A 25,057-nucleotide genomic window follows, 5' to 3' on the forward strand; every position below is an offset into this window, starting at 1 on the left:
ATTCAAGCATGAGGTTAGTATAGAAAGCTAACCTCATTTTTTTATGTAAAATCAATCAGAATGCAAAAATTCCTATTACTTCTAACAACACTCCTATTATTTTCTTGTAGCACAAAATCAAAGATTGTAACCGTAAAACATAGCAGCTTGCCAAAAGAATCAGGCCCTTATAGCCATTCGACCAGTTATGGCAATCTTATTTTTGTATCGGGTCAAATTGGTTTAGACCAAAAAACCAATACACTTAAAAGAAGTGTCGAGGAACAAATGGTTCAGATCATGGAAAATCTGAAAATTATTTTAAAAAATAATCAATCCGATTTTCAGCACATTACCAAAACAACAATTTTTTTGACGGATATAAAACAGTTTGAAACAGTCAACAAAATTTATGGCAGTTATTTTAAAAATAGTTTGCCTGCAAGAAGTACGGTTGAAGTCTCTTCATTAGCTAGAGGTGCGGCAGTTGAGATTGAATGTATTGCTGTTAAAAGATGACTTTCTTAATACAGGATATAGATCTTCATAGGTGTGGAATGGCAGATTTTCTGATCATCAGTCCGTCGTTTCCAATTGCTGATTATCTATAAAAATCCTCGTCCTTCGAAAAGGATACTCACTACAAAAATGATATTATCAATCTTTGTCCGACACAAATACCCACAATATTACCTTGTAATTATGATTGAAATGGTAAATTATTACTAAAATTGCGTTATCAAAGATGATACTTTTTCGTTTCCTATAGATATATTTTTTTGTTATAAAAAAAATGTTTCCCGAGAAATAGATTTCCTGCAACGAAAGGGAGCATTACCCAATGGTAATGTGCTGAGTAGCAAATTATGACAATAATCATTAAAAATAAAATACCTTTTACTCTTTTATTTGAAAAACTTGTTTTACTTTTGTCATATAAAATAATAGAGAATGTTTTCCAAAACCTGTGAATATGCCATCCGTGCACTCATTTATGTCGCGCAGAAGTCTAAAGACGGAAGCAGGATCGGGATTAAAGATATTGCATCGGGGATTGATTCACCGGAATATTTCATTGCAAAAATTCTTCAGGATTTAAGCAGAAAAGACTTTGTGCAATCGGCCAAGGGACCTAATGGCGGTTTTTATATGGATGATAACAATTTAGGATTATCCATTGCCGATATTGTGAGGGAAATTGATGGTAACAAGCTGTTCTCAGGTTGTGGGTTGGGATTAAAGGAATGCTCGGAAAATCATCCTTGTCCTATTCATAATGAATTTAAGCACGTAAGGCAGGCTATACAAGTAATGCTGGAAGGATCAAAGATTCAGCTGTTTGTAGAAAACCTGGATTTAAAGCTTACATTCCTGAAAAAATAAAAAAAATTAATTTAATAAAATACTAAAAGGTGTTTTTATCTTATTAAATATAATTGATACAATAAAAAACCTCGTAAGTTAAAATTACTATAATAATTCCATCATGAAAAAGACACTGTTCATCACCGCTATTTTGTCATCATTTATCAGCCTGATTTCCTGTGGGCAAAATGCTTCCGACAACTCTGAAAATAAAACTGATACTGAAAAAATAAAAACAGACGGGACAACAGAAATTCAACAGTCTGTTGCTCCGCCAAATGTTCCCGCACCGGTTGGAAGCCGTGCTTCGAAAAAAGTGATCGTCAAGCTGGAGACGATTGAAAAGACAGGAGATCTTGCAGACGGAACACAATATCATTTCTGGACCTTCAACGGAACGGTTCCTGGAAGTTTTATCCGCGCCAGAGTGGGAGATGAGATCGAGCTTCACCTAAAGAATAATGAAAACAATACATTCCCACATAATATCGATCTTCATGCGGTAAATGGTCCCGGCGGTGGGGCAGAAGCTACTTTTGTTGCTCCGGGAACAGAAAAAATATTCAATTTTAAAGCGTTGAATCCGGGGCTTTACGTATACCATTGCGCAACGGCACCTGTAGGAATGCACATTGCCAATGGCATGTACGGCCTCATCCTGATTGAGCCTGAAGGCGGGCTTCCAAAAGTAGATAAAGAATTCTATATCATGCAGGGAGATTTCTATACCAAAGGAAAATTCGGGGACAAAGGTTTGCAGGAGTTTGATATGGACAAAGCAATTGCTGAACATCCTGAATATGTCGTTTTTAACGGAAAAACAGGCACCCTGCTGGGAGATGGAGAATTGCAGGCAAAAGTAGGGGAAAACGTTCGTTTCTTCGTTGGGAATGGCGGACCTAATCTTACTTCATCTTTCCACGTCATTGGAGAAATTTTTGATAGAGTATATATGGAAGGAGGTAGCAAAATTAATGAAAATGTACAGACTACAATAATTCCTCCAGGAGGAGCATCTATTGTAGAGTTCAAAGCAACGGTTCCTGGAGAATATGTAATTGTTGATCACGCGATCTTCCGAGCCTTTAATAAAGGTGCATTAGGTAAAATAAAAGTGACCGGACCAGAAAATCCTGCTGTTTACAAAAAAAATCCATAGTTAATATTGTTTACTGAGGTTTTAATTCTGGGAAAAATGAAAATTCTAATCAGCATATTAAGAATATTTACGGTTACCGCATTAATTTCCTGTGGCCAAAACAAAACTATTCCTGATGCGAAACCTCAGATTTTTGTACTGAAGCCTGTTGCAGATGCTAAGAAAATGGTGAAGGTTCAGGGCGGGACATATGAAGCTTTCATTGGTAAAGATACAGGGAGAATTATAAAAGTAGAATCTTTTTATATGGATGACAGTCCAGTAACCAATTCGGAGTATCTCACGTTCCTGAAGAAAAATCCACAATGGGCAAGAAGCAAAGTGCTGCGGTTGTATGCAGACAGTACCTATCTGAAGCATTGGAAAAACGATTATGAAATACCTGAAAACCTTGATCCCGAATCGCCGGTAACCAATATATCCTGGTTTGCAGCGGAAGCTTATGCCCAAAGTGTAGGAAAACGTCTTCCCACCATTGATGAATGGGAATACGTGGCACTGGCCGACCAAAATTCGCGCAATGCGTCAAAAAAACCGCAGTTTACCGACTATGTGCTGAGATCTTATCAGAAAAAGGACAAAACCAGACAGCTGGTAAAACACGAAAAGCCCAATTATTACGGTGTTTACAATATGTACGGTATGGTTTGGGAATGGACCTACGATTTTAATTCGGTAATGATGAGCGGGGAATCGAGAAAAGATAACACCACCAATGAGAATCTTTTTTGTGCAGGAGCAGCAGTTACTTCATCAGACCTCAGGAATTATGCTGCATTCGTGCGCTATGCATTAAGAGGAAGCCTAAAAGCAAATTACTGTCTCAACAATCTAGGTTTCAGATGTGCCAAAGATTATAAAAATTTTAAATAATGAAAAGTATACTATACATTCTGCTTGCGATGACAGTGTTATCCTGCAGTAAAAAAAATGAAGAAATAAGCTCGGATTCCATTTACAACGTCAGTTCAAAATGGCAGAAACAGGATGGTAATGCCATTACTTTTTCCGACTTCAAAGGAAAAGTGATTGTTACCGCAATGATTTTTACTTCCTGTAAAACGGCCTGCCCGAGACTGACAGCCGAAATGAGGGCAATTTCAGAAAAAGTGGGAAAAACAAATCCGGAAGACATCAGTTTCCTGCTGATTTCCATTGACCCGGAAACCGATACGCCGGAAGTGATGAAAGCTTATCTAGCAGTCAACAGATTTGATGACAAAAAGTGGACCTTCATCCGAAGCAATGAAGTCGACACCCGTGAACTTGCCAATATAATGGCAGTGAAATACAAAGAAATTTCTCCCATAGAATTTTCACACTCCAATATCATCAGTGTTTATTCCAAAAAAGGAACACTTGCTTTTCAGCAGGAAGGGCTGGACACGGATAATGATGCCATCGTAAAAGAAATTAGAAAACAAATAGAATTGTAACCCGTTAAAAATTTTAAACAATGAAAAATGTATTTATGACAGCAATGCTGTTATCGCTCACGATCATCTCCTGCTCAGATAAAAAAGATACTGATCCTGTACCCGTTGCCGAATCCAATACCATGCTGGAAGAGCCGAAACCGGTAGACTCGGCAGCCGTTGCCGCAAAAGAAGCACCCGCATCTCCTGAAGCCGAAGGAAAAGCTCTTGTGGAAGGGGCAGACTGCCTGTCTTGTCATAAAGTAGACTCCAAATTAGTAGGTCCGGCTTACCAGGATGTTGCTGGAAAATATACGGATGCTGATATAGATCACCTTGCACAGAAAGTTATTGACGGAGGTAAAGGTGTTTGGGGAGAAATTCCGATGACACCGCATGCAGGACTCAGTAAAGAGAATGCACAAAAAATGGTGAAATATATCCTTTCAATGAAAAAATAATGGTTAAAAGGCTCGTCGCAGTTACGCTGCTTTACAGGCAAAAAAATAAAAAAAATTTACAATAATAAAAGATAAAAAAGTATTTAATTATGAATATCAAAACAGATTTTATAGGAGAGATTGTTGCAGAAGATTTCAGAACGGCAGCAATTTTCAAGAAACATGGTATCGACTTTTGCTGCAAAGGAGACAGAACAATTGAAAATGCCTGTGAAACCAAAAAGCTGGATGCACAAAACATCTATAAAGAGATTGAAAATCTCCCGCAAAATGTTGCATCATCCATTGATTTTAAAAGCTGGCCCCTTGATTTACTGGCAGACTATATAGAGAAAACACACCACCGCTATGTAGCAGAAAAGACACCTGTCCTTCAACAGTTTTTAGATAAGCTCTGCAAAGTACACGGAGGGCATCACCCCGAATTGTTTCAGATCAGGGAACTTTTTGATACTTCTGCTCAAGATTTAGGAGCACATATGAAGAAAGAAGAGCTAATGCTTTTCCCATTCATCAAAAATATGGTGAAGTCTGAGATAGATGGAGGCGCCATTCCGCAGCCCCATTTCGGTACCGTGGAAAATCCTGTCAATATGATGAAGCACGAGCATACGGTAGAAGGTGAACGCCTGAGAAAAATTGCAGAGCTTACTGATGAATATACGCCGCCTGCAGATGCCTGCAATACCTATAAAGTAGCCTTTGCAATGCTTCAGGATTTCGAAAACGATCTTCACCGGCATATTCATCTTGAGAATAACATCCTCTTTCCGAAAGCCATCGAATTGGAAAAAGAATTTTCAGCAACATATTAACACGCGGTTTGTTTAACATTGGTCATTAAGGTGTAAAAATGAGGAATTCTTAACACAGAATCATCACCTTGACCATTTAAACAAATTCTAAGAATTAAAATATAAAAATATATGACACCTAAAAAATTATGGACCTGGCTTGCCGCTGTAATCATAGGTTCCTTTATAGTCCTGATTTTCTATGGAGTGGAAATCTACCGGAAAATTCCGCCCATACCCGATAAGGTAATAACTACCGATGGGAGGACAGTTGCTACTGGACAGGACATTAAAGACGGACAAAATGTATGGCAATCAATTGGGGGACAGACGGTCGGCAGTATTTGGGGCCACGGAGCCTATATTGCACCGGACTGGAGTGCTGATTACCTCCATCGGGAATCGCTGCTTTTGCTGGAAGAACTTGCTAAAAAGGACGGTAAAGTATATAAAGATTTACCGGACGATGAGCAGGCAAAATACAGAGTACTTCTGAAAAAGGAACTTCGGAAAAATACACTGGATCAGACGACAAACACGATTGTCATTTCTCCGGAGCGGGCAAAAGTACAGGCAGAATTAGCCGAATATTATACTAAAATTTTCATGAATGCTCCTGAAATGGCGAAGCTGCGCGATCAGTATGCTATACCGAAAAATACCGTGAAAACAGCGGAGAGAATGGCTAAAATGAATGCTTTTTTCTCCTGGGCGGCATGGGTCTGCATCACAGACCGTCCGGGTGATGATGTCAGTTATACCAATAACTGGCCGCACGATGAAACCATAGGAAATGTTCCGCCGCCATCGCTGCACCTCTGGTCCGGATTCAGTGTATTGCTGCTTCTTGGCTGCGTCGGTCTGCTGGTATTATATCACGCCAGAAACAAAGAAGAAGAAATCAATGAGAGGGAAATGCTGCCTCTGGAAGATCCGCTCAGGAATATGAAACCTACGGCTTCGATGAGAGCTACATTAAAATATATCTGGGTTGTGGCGCTGCTTATTCTGGTTCAGATGCTTGCCGGAGTAGTCACGGCACATTATGGAGTGGAAGGAAATGCCTTTTACGGAATTCCGCTTGATGAAATTCTTCCCCAGTCCATTTCCAGAAGCTGGCACGTTCAGCTGGCTATTTTCTGGATTGCCACTTCCTGGCTGGCTACCGGATTGTATATTGCCCCCGCTGTTTCCGGATACGAGCCCAAATATCAGGTATTGGGTGTCAATATATTGTTCGGGGCACTGCTGATCGTTGTTTTCGGCTCGTTGGCAGGACAATGGATGGGAGTAATGCAGAAATTGGGCTATGTCGATAATTTCCTTTGGGGCCACTCCGGTTATGAATATGTGGAGTTGGGCAGAATCTGGCAGATTTTATTGCTGGTTGGCCTTATTCTCTGGCTGATTTTAATGATCCGGGCATTGCTTCCGGCACTTAAGAAGAGAGACGGTGACAGACATTTATTATTGCTGTTCACACTCTCAGCGGTAGCTATTGCCATGTTTTACGGAGCGGGGCTCATGTACGGAAGACAAACTCATATGGCTATAGCAGAATATTGGAGATGGTGGGTAGTTCATCTTTGGGTGGAAGGCTTTTTTGAAGTTTTTGCCACTGTCGTAGCTGCTTTCCTTTTTACAAGGTTGGGATTATTAAGGCTGAAATCAGCAACTCACGCTGTATTGTTTTCTACGATTATTTTTCTTGCCGGTGGTATTCTGGGAACATTTCACCATCTGTATTTCAGTGCAACTCCAACGGCTGTTTTAGCATTGGGAGCAACATTCAGTGCATTGGAGATCGTTCCGCTGGTACTGATTGGCTTTGAAGCCTGGCAGAATTATCAGCTCAGCAAATCTACCAAGTGGATTAAAGCATACAAATGGCCGATCTACTGCTTTATCGCCATGTGTTTTTGGAACTTTCTGGGTGCCGGAATCTTCGGATTTGCCATTAATCCTCCTATTGCACTTTACTATATTCAGGGACTTAATACCACGGCGGTTCACGGCCACGCCGCACTGTTCGGGGTATACGGAATTTTGGGAATAGGCCTGATGATGTTTATGCTGAGAGGCTTATATCCTGACAGGGAATGGAACGATAAGCTAATTGGCTGGGCATTTTGGCTTACCAATATTGGGCTCTTGGTGATGGTGACCATCAGTCTGTTGCCGATAGGAATTATGCAATCTGTCGCTTCCATTAAAGAAGGATACTGGTATGCGCGTTCTGCAGAATTTATGCATACTGATCTTATGAAAACCTTACGTTGGTTACGCGTGCCTGGTGATATTCTGCTTGCAGTCGGAGAATTACTGCTGGTAATATTTATCATCGGACTGAAAACAGGTTGGTCTTTAAAAGAAAAGCGATAATAGATTATCTGATTATAGAACTGCTGCTGCAAAGCAGTGGCGGTTCTTTTCATATTTTAACAATAGAGCAGGAGCTACCGTAAAAATATCTTTATGAAAAGAAACGAAAATTTAGTGCCTCTATCCCGAGACCATCACTTTGGATTGCTGTGCTGCTGGAAAATCAGACAAGGAATTAAAAAAAATATTCCTTATGAAAGAATTAAAAATTATGTCGCTGATTATTGGGGAAAAAATCTAAGCCGGCATTTTGACATCGAAGACCTTGTGCTTCCTGAAGTTAATAATGAGCCTTTGCAGATCCAGATGCAGGATGAACACAGGCAAATCAGGAAGCTTATTAAAAGTATTAGTCAGGCCGGCAGCAGGGAATTACTGTCTGATTTTGCCGATGCCTTACATAAACATATCCGTTTTGAAGAACGAATGATTTTCCCTTATCTGGAAGAGCAGCTTTCCGGAGAGGAGCTGGATACCATTGGAGAACATCTCCTGCATTTTCATCGAAAAGAGGAAGATAGCTATCCGGATGAATTTTGGAAGTAAATTAAAACAATCATAAGATGAAAGTTGTACTGATATAAGTGTATAAAAATCAGCTGTCGAAGACCTGAAATTAAATATATGTAAACTTAATATTGAATAAAAATGAATACGATAATCAAGACCGAATTGGGAGAATATCTTTATCTGGCTATGGGACAATGCAATGGTCACAAAGTTATAATGGGAATCGGATATACCTACGAATACGCTGACAAAAAAGCAAAAGAGTTTGAAGCTGCCAGCTGCGGAGCTGTACAATACCTTGATGTTTCGGTTGTAAAAACAGGCGATAAAGTGAAATGCGGCACAATAAGCAAAAATCCGGATTAATGAAAAATTCCGGATTTTGGATAAAGCTTTGCGTGTTTAATTTCTTTATCGTATCGGTTATCGGTGTGATGATGAGGTACGGAATGGCATTTTCTCTTCGGGGAATTTGCCATACATTTATGCAGGAGTCGCATTCCCATTTTGCTTTTTACGGATGGGTAAGTGCTGCTATTTATATTTTTGTAACCCGGTATCTCAGCGAGCATATCAATAAAATTAAAATCAGGAAATACGAAATTTTGATGATCTTCAACCAGCTGGGATCTTACGGAATGCTGTTTTCTTTTCTTTACGGAGGCTATTTCTGGCTTTCCATTGTTTTTTCATCGGTGGTCTTGTTTACTGGTTTTGCCTATTTTATATTTCTGATGATGGACACCAAAATAAGCAGTGAGCCTGAAGTCATTTGGCTGAAAGTGGGTGCTTTTTTCGCAGTCTTTTCTTCAATAGGAATTTTTGGATTGGCGTATTTTTCAGGAAAAAAAGATGAATATGATGTCTTGTTTAAGGCATCAACCTATTTTTATCTGCATTATCAGTACAATGGCTTCTTTATGTTTTCGTGTATCGGATTGTTTCTGACCGTACTAAAGAAGTATAAAATCTGCATCCCGGGAAAACTCAACAGAAACATCTTTTACCTTTTATTCACCGCTTGTTTATTCGGCTATGGCCTTTCTGTCCTGTGGATCCCAATGGAAGACATCTGTCGGGCATTCTTCTGCTTTATATCCATTCTTCAGGTATTGGGAATAATGAAGTTGCTAATATGGAGTAAAAAAACAAATGTATTCAGGAATCAGGATTTTATAAAGAAAATTCTTTTGTCAGTTTCCGGACTCGCATTTTTTTCGAAATGTATCCTCCAGACTTTGTCGGCAGTTCCCGCATTGGGTACTATAGTATTCAGCAATGTTAATATAGTTATTGCCTATCTTCACCTGGTGCTGTTGATGGGTGTAAGTCTCTTTTTGATTTGGATTATTGTAGAGCTGTACACTGTAAAAATCAGCAAAATGCTTCAAAAAAGCATTATACTGATGATTTCCGGTATTGTACTAAACGAAATTATTTTAGTATTGGCGGGTGCTCTTTCCGCTTTTTATATCCCTTTTCCGTATGCATCCTTTGTGCTTCTTTTTGCTTCTGTGCTGATCATGCTTTCTATCGCCTCTTTTCTGAAAGAGCTCACTCCTGCATCATAACACTTCCGAAATCTTTAAGATCTTTTATTTTATATTGAAACATAAGAACGACTTTCTGCTTTATTTCAGCGGCCTGATGATGAATAGGGCAGGGATTGTTTCCATCGCATTTTTTCAGTCCCAGCAGACATGATTCCAAGACTTCTTTACCTTCGAAATGCTCATAAATATCCCTGATGCTGAGCTTTTCATACTGTTCTTCGTTCATATAAAAACCTCCGCCTTTTCCTTTTCCGGAAGAGATCAGACCTTTTTTTACCAGATGCTGCAGAATTTTAGAAGTAAAAGCAGTAGGTGTTCCGATTTTCTCAGAAACATCCCGGATGCCTGTCTTTTCTCTTTCCTCTGCGAGAACGATACAGGCTTTAATAGCATATTGGCAGGTATTTGAAAATATCAGCATTTATATGGTTTGTGAATGTAAAGATAATGAATTTAAGAACGAGTGCGGATTACTCAAACCTTAGGAATTATTATTTTAAACTGAAATTCGGGTTGATTTTAAATGCAAGCCAGGTCCAGGTCTGTAGTTTTTTAGGATCAGGATTGTTTTTCAGTACTTCCATTGTACTTCCTGCCAACATAAAGGAATGGCCAAGATTAGCGGTAATGATTTTTCCTAATTTCTTCGTGAAAATCAAATCCAGCTCAGTTCCCAGATAGGATGATAAATCGTTTCCGGATTTGTCATATCCTACTTTTCCATTTGTCGTAAAGGAGTGAAGCGCGGCTTTTAAATCTGTATTTGAATTGAAAGTCAGTGTAGAATTAAGATAGTAATCATTCAGACCATATGTATTGAAATGACTGGTACCGGAGTAGAAATAGTCCATAAGACCATTGTACAGGTGATTGGTTCCATACAACGGACTGAAAGACTGATTTTTTCCGGGTTCCGTATTATAATTATTCCCTGAAAGCCATTCGGCGCCCGCTGTCAGATGAAGTGCCGGTAAAACTGTAAAATCTGCATTTAAAGAAAGCTCGTAGGCATTCTTTGTTTGTCCGTCTGTATTTTTACCGGTCTGGTAATACGCAGATCCGAAAAATTCTATACCGTCAACATATTTTTTAGAATTAACGCCAACCGTTATCATATCGTAATGCGTTCCGGAAGGATTCTGTAAAACAGTATTCATGGCAATAGCAGAAAACAGGAATTTATGGTGTCCGGAAAACTGGTAATGGATAACCTGTAGCGATTTTGTTATTTCTCCACCGTCTACAATGCTGTAAATTTCCTTATCAGGAAGGTCATTTGCGTCATTGTCATCGTTATTGTACGTTAATACAGCCTCAATCTTTGAGTTCTGATTAATTGTATATATTCCTTTTAAAGCGTCAAAGCTTCTTCCCTGCATGGCCCAGTCTAAAGCACCGATTAGTCTCTCATTATCGTAAGCCAGGATTTGTCTTCCAAGCTTGACCGCAAATTTTTCAGAAAACGGATATTTTGCCCAAGCTTCATGTAAGGTAAAATTCTGATTCTTTGCAGCAACCGAGTTGGTTTCACCCCAGGTTCTTACGTCCTGCGCGGAGACATAAACCTCCAGCTTTTGATAATAGTAATCAATTCCGAAACGGGCCCGTGAAGCAACCGTCGTTTCAGGAGATTTTCCTTTTGCAATAAGGGTTTTGACACCGTTATCAAGCTCTCCTCTGGTTCTCAGGTCTATATTCATTTTCAGACTGTCGATTTGTGCGTGAGCCATTCCTGATGTAAGTAAAAGACCTATAATAATGGTATGAGTATACATTGTAAAGATTATTCAGCAGTTATTTTGTATGTTTTATGACATGCGACACAGTTGTTAAGCAGTTGATTGAGTTTTTCTTGTGTCTGCTGGCGGTTGTAGTTTTCTTTTGCCATTTTTGCCATTTCATCGAAAAGCTCGTGGGTTCCGAATCCCATTTGTTTGAATCCAAACGGTAAAGACCTTATCATTCCCTGGGGAACCTGATTCACTTTACATGTTCCGGATTGATTACCGACTTTGGCAATAATTTCCGGATCGTTTTTAGCAATTCCTTCATTTATTTGTTGGACACTTTCCAGGAAACCGCGCATTTCTTTCATGATAAAAGCCCGGTTTTCTTCCGGCATTTTTATTTCCGTTCTTCCGTCCGGACTTACAACGGCTTTATCGCCCCTGTAAAAGAACACATACAGCAGTCCTGCATTAAGAAGCAGCGATAACAGGGATAGGATAAGTAAGTATTTTCTTTTTATTGTTGACATGTCTGAGGTCTTTTTGCAAAGATATTATTAAATCGGATAAAAACATCTTATTTAATTTTTTTTTTTACTTTTAGTGTTAAAATCATGTGAAACCAATAATGAATTTAAAATGATACAAAATATAATAAAAAACTGGAACTTTGTAAGACTGCTTCGCCTCGTAATGGGAATTGTTCTTGTAGTGGAAGCGGTAAAATCAGGAATGTGGTTTTTAGTTGCTGTTGGAGCAGTTTTTGTTGCAATGCCATTATTGAATATCGGATGTTGTGCAACAGGTAATTGTTCCGTACCCACCCGTCATTCAAACAATACAAATGATGACACTGAATATGAAGAAATTAAATAAAAGGATAGCAAAATGAATAAATTTCAAGAACTTATTAATCAGGATAAACCTGTTTTGGTTGACTTCTTTGCAGAATGGTGTGGCCCGTGCAAAATGCAGGCTCCTATTCTTCAGGATTTAAAAAAGAATATTGGCGATGCAGCCAGTATCGTTAAGATTGATGTTGATAAAAATCAGGCTGTTGCCGCACAGTTTGGAATCCGGAGTGTTCCTACTTTGATGATTTTCAAAAATGGCGAAGTGAAATGGAAACAGTCCGGTGTTTTTCAGGCGGATGAATTGGAGAGATTAATCAAGCAAAACAGTTAAAATGTATAAAAACTTAATCGCTGTATTTTTTCTTATCGTACTTACAGGATGCGGAAAAGCCCAGAATACCAAAAGCGAGAGCAGTCTTCCTGCCACAGAATTTTCTAAAAGACTGGACCAGACCAAAGAGGCACAGCTTGTGGATGTAAGAACCCCCGTAGAATTCCGTAACGGACATCTGAAAAATGCGATGAATATCGACTGGAGTGCGGGTGATTTTAATGAAAAAGCAAAAGCCCTGGACAAATCCAAACCTGTTTTTGTATATTGTATGAGCGGACCGAGAAGTATGGCCGCAGCTGCGAGACTCAAGGAAATGGGTTTTAAAAATGTCTATGAAATGCAGGGCGGAATGATGAAGTGGAGAGATGCCAGTCTTCCGGAAGTTAAAGTGTCACATTCTGCAGGAATGAGTCTTGCCCAATACAACGAAATGCTAAAAAGTAGTACACCTGTTTTGGTAGATTTTTATGCAGAATGGTGTGCTCCCTGCAAAAAAATGGAGCCTTACCTAAAAAAAATGGCTGCTGAAATGCCGGAAAAAGTAAAAATTATAAGAATTAATGCTGATGAGAACACAGAACTTTGCAAAGAACTGAATGTTTCAGCACTTCCGGTTTTAAAGCTGTATAAAAATGACAGAGTAGTGTGGGATAATCTCGGATTTGTGATTGAAGAAGAAGTGAAGAAACAGATTCTGAAATAGTCTTAAATGAATAAACTTAAAATATGGTTCCTGAAAAGCTGGAGCACTGTACTTCTATTTTCAATATTCATAGTATTGCTTGTAAGTCCTGATACAAAAGCGTGGTTGATGCGCCAGATTATCTCTACCGGTCTTCTGAATTCAAAGATTGAAAAAAAGAAAACAGAACCCGGAATTACAGAGAGTTTGAGTATAAGAAATGATAACGGAAAGCTTACCAATACTTCTGAACTCAAAGGAAAAGTGGTTTTCATTAGCTTCTGGGCGTCGTGGTGTCTTCCTTGTCGTGCAGAATTTCCGTCGATTCAAAAGTTTTACGAGAAGTACAGAGAAAATAAAGATTTGGTTTTTCTGACCATTAACCTTGAAGATGACGCTGCTGCAGGAAAAGCATATCTTAATAAAGAACAATTTAATGTGCCGTTTCTGGTTTCGGAAGGATTTGTTCCAAAGGTTTTTTTTAACGGTTCACTTCCGACAACAGTAGTTCTGGACAAATCAGGGAATATAAGAATGCATCATACCGGAATGGCAGATTACAGCAAAGATTCATTCTATGACGAAATCAATCAGCTTTTAAATGAATAGTAATGAAAAAATTCACTTAAAATATTGACTTGTCATTTTTTATGACAGACTTTGTAATTTTATATACGAAAGGAATTAGAAGTTGACGACATGTAAAATATGAGAATTTATTTTTAAATCTTCATGAATAATATAAGCCGAAATAATTTCTCATTCTTTTATTTAAAATCATTCTTAATGAAATATTTCATAATTTTGATAGAGTGAAAAAGCTGATCTCCATATTGTTGTTAACATTGTATTTGGTTTCTACAACCGAACTATATCAGCTTTTGAAAATGCCGCTTCTCATTGAGCATTATTTTCAGCATAAAAACCTGAATCCTGAAATGTCACTTACTGCATTTCTGAAAACTCATTATGATCATCCTGTGAAAGATAGTGACCACGATCAGGACCAGAAATTACCTTTTATTTCACATGCAAACCTGTTATCTGTCGTTTTCACTATTAATCCTTCCTTAGATTTTCATTATATAGGGAAAGTATTTAGCCCTATCGAGATCAAAAAGATCTTTTATAAGAGTGCTCTTTACAATAAAGAAATTCTCAATTCTATCTGGCAGCCGCCAAGATTCTGTCAATCTTAATCTGTTTTTCTCAGTCATTTTTTGATTGGGAAGGTATTCTGTTCCTTATAGGTGTTTACATGAAATGTAGATGCTTGTGGCTACGTTTCAGGATACCAGAATTTCATTACAATAATTAAGATAATTAATCATTTTATGCTTACAAAAATCATTGAGTTTTCTGTAAAGAATAAACTCATTATTGCATTGTTGATACTGGGGCTTATCGGAGTTGGTTCTTATCAGGTCACCAAGTTGCCGATAGATGCTGTTCCGGATATCACTAATAATCAGGTACAGGTTATTACGATGGCCCCGTCTTTTGGTGCAACAGATATAGAACGGCTTGTTACTTTTCCTATAGAACAGGCCAACAATAATATTTCAGGATTAAAGGAAATCAGGAGTTTTTCCAGGTTTGGACTATCGCTGGTTACCATTGTCTTTGAAGATGATGTTGACATCTACTGGGCCAGACAGCAGGTTGCTGAAAGGCTCCAGCAGGTACAGGCTGTTATCCCGCAGGGAATAGGAAATCCCCAGCTTGGCCCCATTTCTACAGGACTTGGCGAAATTTTCCAATATGTCGTAAGACCTGAAAAGGGATATGAAAAAAAATACAATATCACAGAGCTTCGTACTATCCAGGATTGGGTTGTAAGAAGACAGCTGCTGGGAGTAAAGGGAGTAGCGGAAGTCAGCAGTTTTGGCGGTAAGCTGAAACAGTATGAGATTGCCGTAAATCCAGACAAGCTTAATGCCTATGGAATAACGATCAATGATATATTTGATGCGTTACAGGCCAATAATCAGAATACCGGAGGTGCCTATATTGAAAAAGGGCCTACCGTTTTATACATCAGAAGTGAAGGCTTGGTAGGAAATATTGAAGAAATTAACAATATTTCTATTGCAACAAAAACAAATACTGTTCCTCTGTTCATAAGAGATATTGCTGAAGTGAAACCAGGCTTTGCAACCCGCTATGGAGCCATGACCTTTAATGACCAGGGAGAAGTTTCAGGAGCTGTGGTGATGATGCTTAAAGGTGAAAACAGTAATCAGGTTATAAAAAATGTAAAAGAAAAAATTACCCAGATTCAGAAAACACTTCCTAAAGGAGTTGTCATAGAACCCTTTCTGGACCGCACCAAAATGGTAAATAATGCTATTGGAACGGTAGAAAAGAACCTTACTGAAGGAGCCCTGATCGTAGTCTTTGTGTTGGTCCTGTTTTTAGGAAATGTCCGCGCCGGGCTTTTGGTAGCCTCAGTAATTCCACTGGCTATGCTGTTTGCGATCTGCATGATGAACCTTTTTGGAGTCAGCGGGAACCTTATGAGCCTTGGGGCTTTGGATTTCGGGCTTATTATTGATGGGGCAGTTATTATTGTGGAATCTGTTCTGCATCAGTTTACCCATAATTCAAAATTCAAAAGAGTATTTTCTGTGGGCAAAACAGAAATGGATGCTTTAGTTACTGATTCTGCCGGAAAGATGATGAACAGTGCTGTTTTTGGACAGATTATCATTCTGATTGTTTATCTGCCGATTCTTACCCTGCAGGGAATTGAAGGGAAAATGTTCAAACCCATGGCACAGACCGTAGCTTTTGCACTGCTTGGAGCATTTTTACTTTCACTGACCTATATTCCGATGATGAGCGCGGTATTGCTGAGAAAAAGAAGCAATAAACCTACTTTATCAGACAGAATGATGAAAAAGGTAGAGAAGATCTATCTTGCAGTTTTGCTCAAACTTCTCAGAGTACCCAAAATAGTTTTTGGGGTAGTGGCAATCTTATTTATAACAGCTGTTTTCATTTTATCCAAAATGGGAGGCGAATTTATTCCTTCCCTTGAAGAAGGAGATTTTGCCGTAGACACAAGAGTGCTTCCGGGAAGTAATTTGACCACAACAATTGAGAGTACCCAAAAAGCGGCACATATTCTCAAATCAAGATTTCCTGAGGTACAGAAGGTAGTTACAAAGATAGGAAGCGGGGAAGTGCCTACAGACCCAATGCCGATGGATGCTTCGGATATGATGGTTATTCTGAAAGATAAAAAAGAATGGACCTCTGCCTCTACTTTTCCCGAATTAGCAGATAAAATGGGGAAACAGCTTCAGGAAGTACCCGGAATTACAGCCAGCTTTCAGTATCCTGTGCAGATGCGTTTTAATGAATTGATGACCGGAGCAAGACAGGATGTAGTAGTGAAAATTTTTGGTGATGATCTGGATGTTCTTTCCCAGAATGCTCAAAAACTTGGTAAAATTATAGAAACAGTTGAAGGAACACAGAATCTTTACATCGAACCTATTTCCGGGATGCCTCAGGTAATTATAGAATACAACCGTCCTTTAATTGCCCAGTACCACCTATCTGTTGCAGATATTAACAGAATTGTCAATACGGCATTTGCCGGACAAAGTACAGGGCTGGTGTTTGAAGGTGAAAAACGCTTCGATATGGTTGTACGCCTGGATACCAAAGACCGGAAAAATGTTACCGATATTAAGAATCTTTTGGTTCCCACACCTTTTGGAAATCAGATTCCGCTGTCTCAGCTTGCCAAAGTGGAAGTGAAGAATGGTCCCAACCAGATTCAGAGAGAAAATGCCCAAAGAAGAATTGTCGTAGGTTTTAATATAAAAGACAGGGATGTACAAAGCATTGTTGAAGAGCTGCAGGGAAAAGTAGATCAGAAAATGAAGCTCCCTACGGGATACTATATGACCTATGGAGGATCTTTTGAGAACCTCAACAATGCCAAACAGCGCCTCATGATCGCAGTTCCTATTGCACTTGCACTTATTTTTGTGATGTTGTTTTTTGCATTTAAATCTGTAAAAGAAAGCTTACTTATTTATACTGCAATTCCTCTTTCCATCATTGGAGGAGTCTTTTTTCTGGCTCTGAGAGGAATGCCTTTCAGTATCAGTGCCGGAGTAGGATTTATTGCGCTTTTCGGAGTGGCTGTGCTGAACGGAATTGTTTTAATATCTGAGTTTAACCGTCTTTACAATAGCGGAATGAGAAATATTGTAAGAATTGTTATTGACGGAGGAGAATCACGTCTCCGCCCGGTCCTTATGACCGCTTTTGTTGCCTCGCTGGGCTTTATCCCGATGGCATTGAGTAACGGGGCCGGAGCCGAAGTACAGCGGCCACTGGCTACAGTTGTTATCGGAGGATTAATAGTGGCAACTTTCCTTACTCTGTTTGTTTTACCATTGCTTTATGTAAATATTGAAAAAGGAATCAAAATGAAAAAAATGAAAAACAGAAATATAGCTTCCGTATTGGTATTTTTATTCTGTTTTATTGGACTTGAAGTAAAATCCCAAACTCCTGTTACCTTGGAAGAAGCCGTTGATGTCGCTTTGAAAAATAACCGGATTATTAAAAATGAAAAATTAAAATCTGAGTATTCAAAGGAACTTATCAGATCATCATCAGATATTCCTCAGACAGGAGTTACGATGGATTATGGCCAAATCAACAGTGCCCTGACAGATATGAAATTCGGTATTTCTCAGAATATAGCATTTCCTACTGTATATAAAAAACAAAAGAATCTTTATACGGAAGAATGGAAAAAGTCTCTGCTGAATGTTTCCCTTAAAGAATATGAGCTAAAGAAAGCCGTAAGCCTTACTTTTTATAATATTCTCTACTGGAAAGAAAAAGAAAAGCTTCTGCAGGAAACATTAAAGCTGTATACCGACTTTCTGGATAAAGCAAGCATTCGTCTGAAAGCAGGAGAAAGTAATATTTTAGAAAAAACAACTGCTTCCAACCAGAAATCTGCTATTGAAATCCAGCTGACGCAATTGAATCAGGAGCTTTCAGTTTTGAAATATCAGCTGCAATGGCTTTTGAATACTGAAACAGATTTTGTTCCTGAAGATAAAAAGTTATTTAGCGGAGGACTTAAAGAAGAGCTTAATTCACATCCTGTAATCCAGGTATTGCAGCAGCAGAAAAAAGTTTCCGAACAGCAGACAGCTCTTGAAAAAGCTAAGCTGCTTCCGGGGTTGCAGCTTGCTTACAATCTTAACAGTTTTAAAGGAACGGGGGCGGATGACAAAGTGTACGGCTCTGCACCACAATTTCATTCCGTACAGCTGGGTGTTTCGGTTCCTGTTTTTTCAGGCGGACAGAAAGCCAGAATTCAGGCTGCTAAAATTGCAGAATCTGTTGCTGAAAATGATATTTCCAATATGGAATTCAACCTGCAGAATCAGCGTAAAAAAGCATCCGGTATCTATCATGCTAATCTTGACATTGTTTCCCGCTATGAAAGCGCAGAACTTAAAAACGCCGCTGTTATCACTGAAATAGCTAAAAAACAGTTTCTTGCCGGAGAGATCAATTACCTCGAATTTGTAATATTGGTCAATCAGGCAGTCACCTTAAAAAACAGTTATACCGATGCAGTCTGGAAATTGAATCAGAGTGCTATAGAATTGGAATATCTTACTTTAAACCCATAATAATGAAACGTAAATTTAAAATCATATCATATTCTCTGCCAATAATAGGATTGCTCATGTTTTATGAGTGTAAAGACCATGGTAAAACGGAACCGGTACCAGCAGCGGTCTCTTCCAAAGATGAAAACGTAGTAACGCTTACTGAAGCCCAATTAAAAAATGCTCCTATAGCAACTACAACCCTTTCTTTACAGAAGATATCTTCGCTTTTAAAGCTTAATGGAATGATTGATGTTCCTCCGCAAAACCTGGTTTCGGTAAGTATTCCACTGGGCGGATATCTCAAATCCAGCAGTCTGTTGCCAGGAAAGCCGGTTTCAAAAGGACAGGTGATTGCCGTTATTGAAAACCCGCAGTTTATCCAGCTTCAGCAGGATTATTTAATGGCAAGGTCTAAAATGCATTTTGCCGAACTTGACTACAACCGTCAGAAAACTCTTAATCAAAGCCAGGCTACCAGTGATAAAGTCATGCAGCAGGCCCAGTCTGAAATGAACAGCCAGAAAATCCTGATGAATTCTCTGGCACAGCAGCTCCGTCTTATCAATATTAACCCAGCATCGCTGAATTCCGGAAATATTAAAAAAAGCGTTCCGGTTTACAGCAGCATCAATGGGTTTGTGAGTAAGGTAAATGTGAACATCGGAAAATATGTAAATCCTTCGGATGTCCTTTTTGAACTTATCAATCCGGATGATATACATCTTAACCTTAAAGTATATGAAAAAGATCTTGGAAACCTTAAAATGGGACAACGGTTTACAGCCTACACGAATTCGGCTCCTGATAAAAAATATTACGGAGAGATTATTCTGATCAGTAAGGATGTTAACCCGGGAGGTATGGCTGAAGTGCACTGTCATTTTGAAAAATATGACCAGAGCCTTGTACCGGGAATGTATATGAATGCAGAAATAGAAACAAGCACTTCTTTTTCCAATGCTGTTCCTGAAGAAAGCATTGTCAATTTTGAAGGAAAAAGCTTTGTTTTTGTGGAAGAGAAAACACGTACCTATCGGTTGACATCTGTAACACTGGGTGAAACAGAGAACGGGTTCATACAGATACTTAATACTGATGATTTTAAAAATAAGAAAATTGTCACCAAGAATGCCTATACCCTTCTTATGAAACTTAAGAACACAGCAGATGAATAAAAATTATAGTAAAAAAATAAAAGAACTTATAAATAAATACAAATTATGAAAACATCATCTTTAATAAAAACAGGAGCAGGATTTATAGCCCTGTTTCTAATTGTGATTCAGTTTTTTGATACTGATAAAAATATAGCGACGGTTCCTTCGGAAAATGCTATTGAAAAACATTATGTGGTGCCCGGACACGTACAGGGCTTATTAAAAGCAAGCTGTTACGATTGTCATTCTAATAATACAGCTTATCCCTGGTACAATAATATACAGCCGGTAAAATGGTGGTTGGCAGATCACGTTAATTCAGGAAAGAGACATTTGAATTTTGATGAATTTAATACCTATACTAAAGAAAAGAAATTGAAGAAATTAGATGAAATTGCCGAAACCGTTAAAGAGGGAGAAATGCCGCTTAGCTCGTATACAATAATCCATCATAATGCAAAATTATCTTCTACGGATAAATCGGAAATAGAAAAATGGGTGGTTCAGGTTAAAAAGGAGATCAATTAAGGATTAAAATCATCAATATTATTCTGTTATGACAAAAACATTCAGTAATTTTAATACTACATCCATTTCACATGAATTACAATATCCCTGAAAATCTCAAAGGTCTTACAGAAGCGGAAGTGGAAGCTTCCCGAAAAAAATACGGATATAACCGGCTGGAAGCGGTTAAAAAAGAAACATGGGCAGATATGCTTATTGGTATTCTGAAAGAACCTATGCTTATTTTATTGATATGTGTTTCTCTTATCTATGTAATCATAGGTGACTATGGTGAGGCATTATTTATGTTGGTCGCGATAATAGGAGTTACGGCTATCTCTTTCTATCAGGATAACCGAAGTAAAAAGGCCCTGGAAGAACTTGAAAAATTGAACGAGCCTTTAAGTACGGTCATAAGAAATTCAAAGATTATTAAAATACCCACTTTTGAAATTGCTGTGGGAGATCTCTGTATTACCGAAGAAGGAAATCTGATCAATGCAGACGGTACCATTGTACATAGCAATGATTTTTCCGTTAATCAGTCTTCACTTACAGGGGAGAGTTTCTCTGTTTTTAAAGACAGCAAATCAGAAGATAATAAAGTATACAGCGGAACAATTACTGTTTCCGGACTTGCCGTTTTTGAGGTAGAACAAATAGGAAAAGAAACCAAAGTAGGAAAAATAGGGCAATCTTTACTGGGAATAAAAGAAGAAGTGTCTCCTTTACAGCTCCAGATCCGGAATTTTGTAAAAGGCATGGCTATTATTGGGTTAATAATTTTTTTGGCGGTATGTATTTTCAGCTATATTAAAACAGAAGACTTTGTGACCAGCCTATTAAGCGGTTTGACTTTGGCGATGTCTGTACTTCCTGAGGAAATTCCTGTGGCTTTTACCACTTTTATGGCTTTGGGGGCCTGGAAGCTGATGAGGGAAGGAATTATTATCAAACGAAGCAGTATTGTCGAAACGTTGGGAAGTGTTACAGTGATATGTACAGATAAAACGGGAACAATTACCGAAAACTCAATGCAGCTAAAACATCTTTATGATTATAAGTCTGATACGATTTATGAACAGGAGAATTTCAAGACAAAAGAGCTGGATGAACTTATTGATTATGCGATGTGGAGCAGTGAGCCAGTTCCGTTTGATCCGATGGAAATAACCTTACATAAGGTGTATGAGCAGACTGAGGATTCTGACGACAGAAAAGATTATCAGTTATTTCATGAATATCCGTTGGAAGGAAAACCTCCTATGATGACCCATCTTTTTGAAAATGAACAAAAAGAGAGAATTATTGCGGCAAAAGGTGCGCCTGAAGCCATCCTTACTGTTTCTGAACTTTCAGAAGAGGAAAAAAATAAAATCAGAAATATCGTAAAAGAATTTGGTGAAAAGGGATATCGGGTTCTTGGAGTTGCCAAATCTCATTTCGAAGGAAATAATTTCCCTAAAAACCAGCAGGATTTTAGTTTTGAATTTTTAGGACTGACCGCATTTTATGACCCTCCTAAAAAAGAAATAAAAGAAGTGCTTCAGCATATTTATAATGCGGGGATTAAGGTAAAGGTAATTACGGGGGATAATGCGGATACCACAAAGGCCATTGCATTGCAGGCCGGGATTATCAATAACGCTCCTGCGGTTAATGGGAGTGAGGTCACCGCGAGTTCAGAAGATGATTTAATGAAGCTTTCTGAAAAAACGACTCTGTTTACCAGAATGTTTCCTGAAGCAAAGCTTGAAGTGGTGAATGCGCTGAAAGCACAGGGTAACGTAGTGGCCATGTTGGGAGATGGAGTGAATGACGGACCTGCATTAAAAGCGGCCCATATAGGAGTTGCAATGGGAAATAAAGGAACCGAAATTGCCAAATCAGCAGCAGCACTCGTCATTACGAATGATGATCTTGAAAAGCTGGTAGTAGGAATTGCTGCGGGTAGGAGAATTTATGCCAATATCAAAAAAGCTGTTCAGTATATTATTTCTATTCATATTCCCATTATCCTTACAGTTTCTTTGCCTTTATTCCTTGGATGGGTGTTCCCTCACATATTTACTCCGGTTCACGTTATTTTTCTTGAACTGGTAATGGGACCTACCTGTTCTATTGTATATGAAAATGAGCCTATTGAAAAAGATGCAATGCAAAGACCTCCAAGAGTGCTTACAGATACATTTCTGAACTGGAGGGAGCTTATGGTAAGTATTATTCAGGGACTGGTTATCACAGCAGGAATACTATGGATATATCAACATTCTGTCCACCTGGGGAATGATGAGCCTACAACAAGAGCTTGGGTGTTCAGTACTTTGATATTTGCGAATATTTTACTGAGTTTGGTAAATCGATCTTTCCATTACAGTATTTTTGAAAGTTTTAAAAATCGCAATTATTTATTAGTAGGGATTTCCGCGTTGGTTCTTGTATTATTGTTTGTTATTCTATACGTAAAGCCGGTATCAGGATTCTTTAGTGTAGCGCCTCTTACAGTAAAAGAATTAGGATTAACATTCCTTACTGCTGCAGTTTCTGTGCTTTGGTTTGAGATTTATAAGCTTCTAAAAAGGCTTTTGGAAAGGAAATAAAAAATAATCATTCTTAATAAAATATTTTATAATTTTGATTTGTGAAAAAATTGATTTCCATACTGTTATTGTCACTGTATTTAATTTCAACAACTGAAGTATATCAGCTGTTGAAAATTCCGACTTTGATAGAACATTATTGGGAACACAAAAAGTTGAATCCGGAAATGTCTCTTACAGCGTTTCTGAAAACCCATTATGAAAATCCCGTTAAAGACGGAGATTATGGTAAAGATCAGAAACTGCCGTTTGTAATTCATTCTGCACCATTAACTTTGATATTCACGATTCACCCAGGCTTTTGTTTTGAAGCAAAGGCTGAAAGTTTCAGACCGTTACAATCTCATAAAATTCCTTCAAAAGATGAAGATTTTTGTTACAAAGGATTTACAGGATCGGTCTGGGAACCACCGAAATCTTTGTCCATATAATCTATTTAATTTGATTGATCTACAATCAAACAACATCATTATTCTCTAAAATCATTATAAAAATTAAATAATGAAAACACTATTTTCAGCCATATTAATGGTTGTATTCGCTGTTGGCATTCAAGCGCAGAGTCGTTTGGAAAGTGCCAAAAAACTGGCGTCTCAAAATAAAGAACTTATTTTACTGAACTTTTCAGGTTCAGATTGGTGTATTCCATGCATCAAACTTCATAAAAATATCATTGAAACCGATGAATTTAAAAAGCTGGCAACAGAAAATATCGCTGTTTACATCAATGCAGACTTTCCAAGAAACAAAAAGAATCAGCTTTCTCCGGAATTGAAAAAAGAAAATGCAGTGCTTGCTGATCAATATAATCCGAAAGGACTTTTTCCTTACACCCTTTTGTTGAATTCGGAGGGAAAGATTTTGAAAAGCTGGGAGGGGCTTCCATCTGAAAATGCTTTAGCTTTCACCAAAGAAGTACGGGACATTAAAGAAAACCAAAATAAATAAGATCATATGTTGAGAGAGTTCAAAAGACCTCAGAAATTAATGGGGAACGCTTTTGAAATTACCGTTGTAAGTGATAATGAAAATTTGGCTAATCAGCATATTGATGCAGCTATTGACGAAATTCGGAGGATTGAAAGACTTTTAACTACTTTCAACGACGAAAGCCAAACCCATTTTATCAATAAAAATGCAGGCATAAAGCCTGTGAAAGTAGATGGGGAAATCTTTGGTTTAATTGAAAGAAGTTTGAGAATCAGTAAAATTACAGACGGATATTTTGATATTTCTTACGGTGGAATCGACAAAAGCTTCTGGAATTTTGACCGGCAGATGCAACAGCTTCCTGATCCTGAACTGATCAAAAAACATCTGAAACTGGTTAATTATCATAACATCATTCTTGACCATCACAATCAAACAGTTTTCCTGAAAGAAAAAGGAATGAGAATAGGTTTTGGGGGAATTGGGAAAGGTTATGCAGCGGAGATGGCAAAAAGACTTCTTCAGAATAGAGGTGTAGAATCAGGAATTGTAAATGCATCAGGTGATTTAACAGCTTGGGGAAATCAGGCAGACGGAAAACCTTGGACGGTTGGAATTGCTGATCCTGATAACGCCGGAAAACCATTTTCTTACATGAATATTACTGATATGGCGGTAGCAACATCTGGGAATTACGAAAAATTTGTGGTCATCAACGGTAAAAAATATTCTCATACCATTAATCCAAAAACAGGAATGCCTGTTTCGGGGGTGAAAAGTGTTACCATCTTTTGTCCTAATGCAGAAATTGCTGATGCAATGGCAACCCCTGTAAGCATTATGGGAATTGATGCGTCACTCAATATGGTAAACCAGATCAATCATCTGGAATGTATCATTATTGATGATCAGGACAATATATATTCCTCTCAAAATATTAATTTAAAATGAAGTTTTAGATTTCATTTTATAACTAAAACAAATTCAA

General features: G+C 38.2%; 26 protein-coding genes. 23 read left to right on the forward strand and 3 right to left on the reverse strand.

Annotated elements, in window-relative coordinates:
- Positions 1 to 60 precede the first annotated feature (60 nt).
- The 11 genes from U9K52_RS01330 (at position 61) to U9K52_RS01380 (ending at position 9,636) form a co-directional block, all read left to right on the forward strand.
- Positions 61 to 498, forward strand: a complete 438-nt coding sequence (locus tag U9K52_RS01330; RefSeq protein ID WP_322924674.1) for a Rid family detoxifying hydrolase — start codon at positions 61 to 63, stop codon at positions 496 to 498.
- A 432-nt stretch (positions 499 to 930) separates the two neighbouring features.
- Positions 931 to 1,362, forward strand: coding sequence for an Rrf2 family transcriptional regulator (locus tag U9K52_RS01335; protein ID WP_322924676.1), 432 nt, complete (start codon positions 931 to 933; stop codon positions 1,360 to 1,362).
- Between the two features lie 103 nt (positions 1,363 to 1,465).
- A complete protein-coding gene (nirK, locus tag U9K52_RS01340; protein WP_322924679.1) occupies positions 1,466 to 2,503 on the forward strand; it encodes a copper-containing nitrite reductase in 1,038 nt (345 codons plus the stop codon).
- A gap of 36 nt (positions 2,504 to 2,539) precedes the next feature.
- Positions 2,540 to 3,376 (forward strand): formylglycine-generating enzyme family protein, encoded by an 837-nt coding sequence (locus tag U9K52_RS01345; protein ID WP_322924680.1) that lies wholly within the window; start codon positions 2,540 to 2,542, stop codon positions 3,374 to 3,376.
- A complete protein-coding gene (locus tag U9K52_RS01350; RefSeq protein WP_322924682.1) occupies positions 3,376 to 3,939 on the forward strand; it encodes an SCO family protein in 564 nt (187 codons plus the stop codon). Before U9K52_RS01345 ends, U9K52_RS01350 begins: the two co-directional genes overlap by 1 nt.
- Positions 3,940 to 3,959: 20 nt before the next feature.
- Complete coding sequence (locus tag U9K52_RS01355) at positions 3,960 to 4,379, forward strand: c-type cytochrome (RefSeq protein ID WP_322924684.1); 420 nt, start codon at positions 3,960 to 3,962, stop codon at positions 4,377 to 4,379.
- A gap of 89 nt (positions 4,380 to 4,468) precedes the next feature.
- Positions 4,469 to 5,194: an iron-sulfur cluster repair di-iron protein gene (gene ric / locus U9K52_RS01360; protein WP_322924686.1), complete on the forward strand. Its 726-nt coding sequence runs from the start codon at positions 4,469 to 4,471 to the stop codon at positions 5,192 to 5,194.
- 111 nt (positions 5,195 to 5,305) lie between these two features.
- Positions 5,306 to 7,555, forward strand: coding sequence for a nitric-oxide reductase large subunit (locus tag U9K52_RS01365; RefSeq protein ID WP_322924688.1), 2,250 nt, complete (start codon positions 5,306 to 5,308; stop codon positions 7,553 to 7,555).
- Between the two features lie 93 nt (positions 7,556 to 7,648).
- A complete protein-coding gene (locus tag U9K52_RS01370) occupies positions 7,649 to 8,101 on the forward strand; it encodes a hemerythrin domain-containing protein (RefSeq protein ID WP_322924690.1) in 453 nt (150 codons plus the stop codon).
- A 102-nt stretch (positions 8,102 to 8,203) separates the two neighbouring features.
- On the forward strand, positions 8,204 to 8,431 hold the full coding sequence (locus tag U9K52_RS01375) for a hypothetical protein (protein WP_322924692.1): 228 nt from the start codon (positions 8,204 to 8,206) through the stop codon (positions 8,429 to 8,431).
- Positions 8,431 to 9,636, forward strand: a complete 1,206-nt coding sequence (locus U9K52_RS01380) for a hypothetical protein (protein WP_322924694.1) — start codon at positions 8,431 to 8,433, stop codon at positions 9,634 to 9,636. The genes U9K52_RS01375 and U9K52_RS01380 overlap by 1 nt, the downstream gene beginning before the upstream one ends.
- On the opposite strand, the gene U9K52_RS01385 is transcribed toward U9K52_RS01380, so the two are convergent.
- The 3 genes from U9K52_RS01385 to U9K52_RS01395 form a co-directional block, all read right to left on the reverse strand.
- Positions 9,620 to 10,039: an Rrf2 family transcriptional regulator gene (locus tag U9K52_RS01385; RefSeq protein ID WP_322924696.1), complete on the reverse strand. Its 420-nt coding sequence runs from the start codon at positions 10,037 to 10,039 to the stop codon at positions 9,620 to 9,622. The genes U9K52_RS01380 and U9K52_RS01385 overlap by 17 nt on opposite strands.
- 70 nt (positions 10,040 to 10,109) lie before the next feature.
- Positions 10,110 to 11,393 carry an alginate export family protein gene (locus tag U9K52_RS01390; RefSeq protein ID WP_322924698.1) on the reverse strand — a complete coding sequence of 428 codons (1,284 nt, stop codon included), beginning with the start codon at positions 11,391 to 11,393 and terminating at the stop codon, positions 10,110 to 10,112.
- Positions 11,394 to 11,401: 8 nt separating this feature from the next.
- The gene (locus U9K52_RS01395; protein ID WP_322924699.1) at positions 11,402 to 11,875 is read right to left on the reverse strand and encodes a hypothetical protein; all 474 of its coding nucleotides are present in this window, start codon (positions 11,873 to 11,875) and stop codon (positions 11,402 to 11,404) included.
- A gap of 109 nt (positions 11,876 to 11,984) precedes the next feature.
- Between U9K52_RS01395 and U9K52_RS01400 the strand changes: the two genes are divergently transcribed.
- The 12 genes from U9K52_RS01400 to U9K52_RS01455 all read left to right on the forward strand — a co-directional run bounded on the left by U9K52_RS01400 (position 11,985) and on the right by U9K52_RS01455 (position 25,020).
- Complete coding sequence (locus U9K52_RS01400; RefSeq protein WP_322924702.1) at positions 11,985 to 12,221, forward strand: hypothetical protein; 237 nt, start codon at positions 11,985 to 11,987, stop codon at positions 12,219 to 12,221.
- Positions 12,222 to 12,233: 12 nt separating this feature from the next.
- The gene (trxA, locus tag U9K52_RS01405; protein ID WP_322924704.1) at positions 12,234 to 12,530 is read left to right on the forward strand and encodes a thioredoxin; all 297 of its coding nucleotides are present in this window, start codon (positions 12,234 to 12,236) and stop codon (positions 12,528 to 12,530) included.
- A 1-nt stretch (position 12,531) separates the two neighbouring features.
- Positions 12,532 to 13,236 carry a thioredoxin domain-containing protein gene (locus U9K52_RS01410; RefSeq protein ID WP_322924706.1) on the forward strand — a complete coding sequence of 235 codons (705 nt, stop codon included), beginning with the start codon at positions 12,532 to 12,534 and terminating at the stop codon, positions 13,234 to 13,236.
- 6 nt (positions 13,237 to 13,242) lie between these two features.
- Positions 13,243 to 13,824, forward strand: a complete 582-nt coding sequence (locus tag U9K52_RS01415; protein WP_322924708.1) for a TlpA disulfide reductase family protein — start codon at positions 13,243 to 13,245, stop codon at positions 13,822 to 13,824.
- A gap of 203 nt (positions 13,825 to 14,027) precedes the next feature.
- Positions 14,028 to 14,414 carry a hypothetical protein gene (locus tag U9K52_RS01420; RefSeq protein ID WP_322924710.1) on the forward strand — a complete coding sequence of 129 codons (387 nt, stop codon included), beginning with the start codon at positions 14,028 to 14,030 and terminating at the stop codon, positions 14,412 to 14,414.
- A 135-nt stretch (positions 14,415 to 14,549) separates the two neighbouring features.
- Positions 14,550 to 18,893 carry a CusA/CzcA family heavy metal efflux RND transporter gene (locus U9K52_RS01425; protein ID WP_322924712.1) on the forward strand — a complete coding sequence of 1,448 codons (4,344 nt, stop codon included), beginning with the start codon at positions 14,550 to 14,552 and terminating at the stop codon, positions 18,891 to 18,893.
- A gap of 2 nt (positions 18,894 to 18,895) precedes the next feature.
- Positions 18,896 to 20,050: an efflux RND transporter periplasmic adaptor subunit gene (locus U9K52_RS01430; protein ID WP_322924714.1), complete on the forward strand. Its 1,155-nt coding sequence runs from the start codon at positions 18,896 to 18,898 to the stop codon at positions 20,048 to 20,050.
- Between the two features lie 45 nt (positions 20,051 to 20,095).
- A complete protein-coding gene (locus U9K52_RS01435) occupies positions 20,096 to 20,560 on the forward strand; it encodes a heme-binding domain-containing protein (protein WP_322924716.1) in 465 nt (154 codons plus the stop codon).
- Positions 20,561 to 20,631: 71 nt separating this feature from the next.
- Positions 20,632 to 23,139 (forward strand): cation-translocating P-type ATPase, encoded by a 2,508-nt coding sequence (locus U9K52_RS01440; protein WP_322924718.1) that lies wholly within the window; start codon positions 20,632 to 20,634, stop codon positions 23,137 to 23,139.
- A gap of 41 nt (positions 23,140 to 23,180) precedes the next feature.
- Positions 23,181 to 23,570: a hypothetical protein gene (locus tag U9K52_RS01445; protein ID WP_240581666.1), complete on the forward strand. Its 390-nt coding sequence runs from the start codon at positions 23,181 to 23,183 to the stop codon at positions 23,568 to 23,570.
- 70 nt (positions 23,571 to 23,640) lie between these two features.
- On the forward strand, positions 23,641 to 24,087 hold the full coding sequence (locus U9K52_RS01450; RefSeq protein WP_322924723.1) for a thioredoxin family protein: 447 nt from the start codon (positions 23,641 to 23,643) through the stop codon (positions 24,085 to 24,087).
- 6 nt (positions 24,088 to 24,093) lie between these two features.
- Positions 24,094 to 25,020 carry an FAD:protein FMN transferase gene (locus tag U9K52_RS01455; protein WP_322924725.1) on the forward strand — a complete coding sequence of 309 codons (927 nt, stop codon included), beginning with the start codon at positions 24,094 to 24,096 and terminating at the stop codon, positions 25,018 to 25,020.
- Positions 25,021 to 25,057: the final 37 nt, after the last annotated feature.

Origin of the sequence: Chryseobacterium sp. MHB01 (genome assembly GCF_034651565.1) — a bacterium.
GTDB classification, from domain to species: domain Bacteria; phylum Bacteroidota; class Bacteroidia; order Flavobacteriales; family Weeksellaceae; genus Chryseobacterium; species Chryseobacterium nepalense.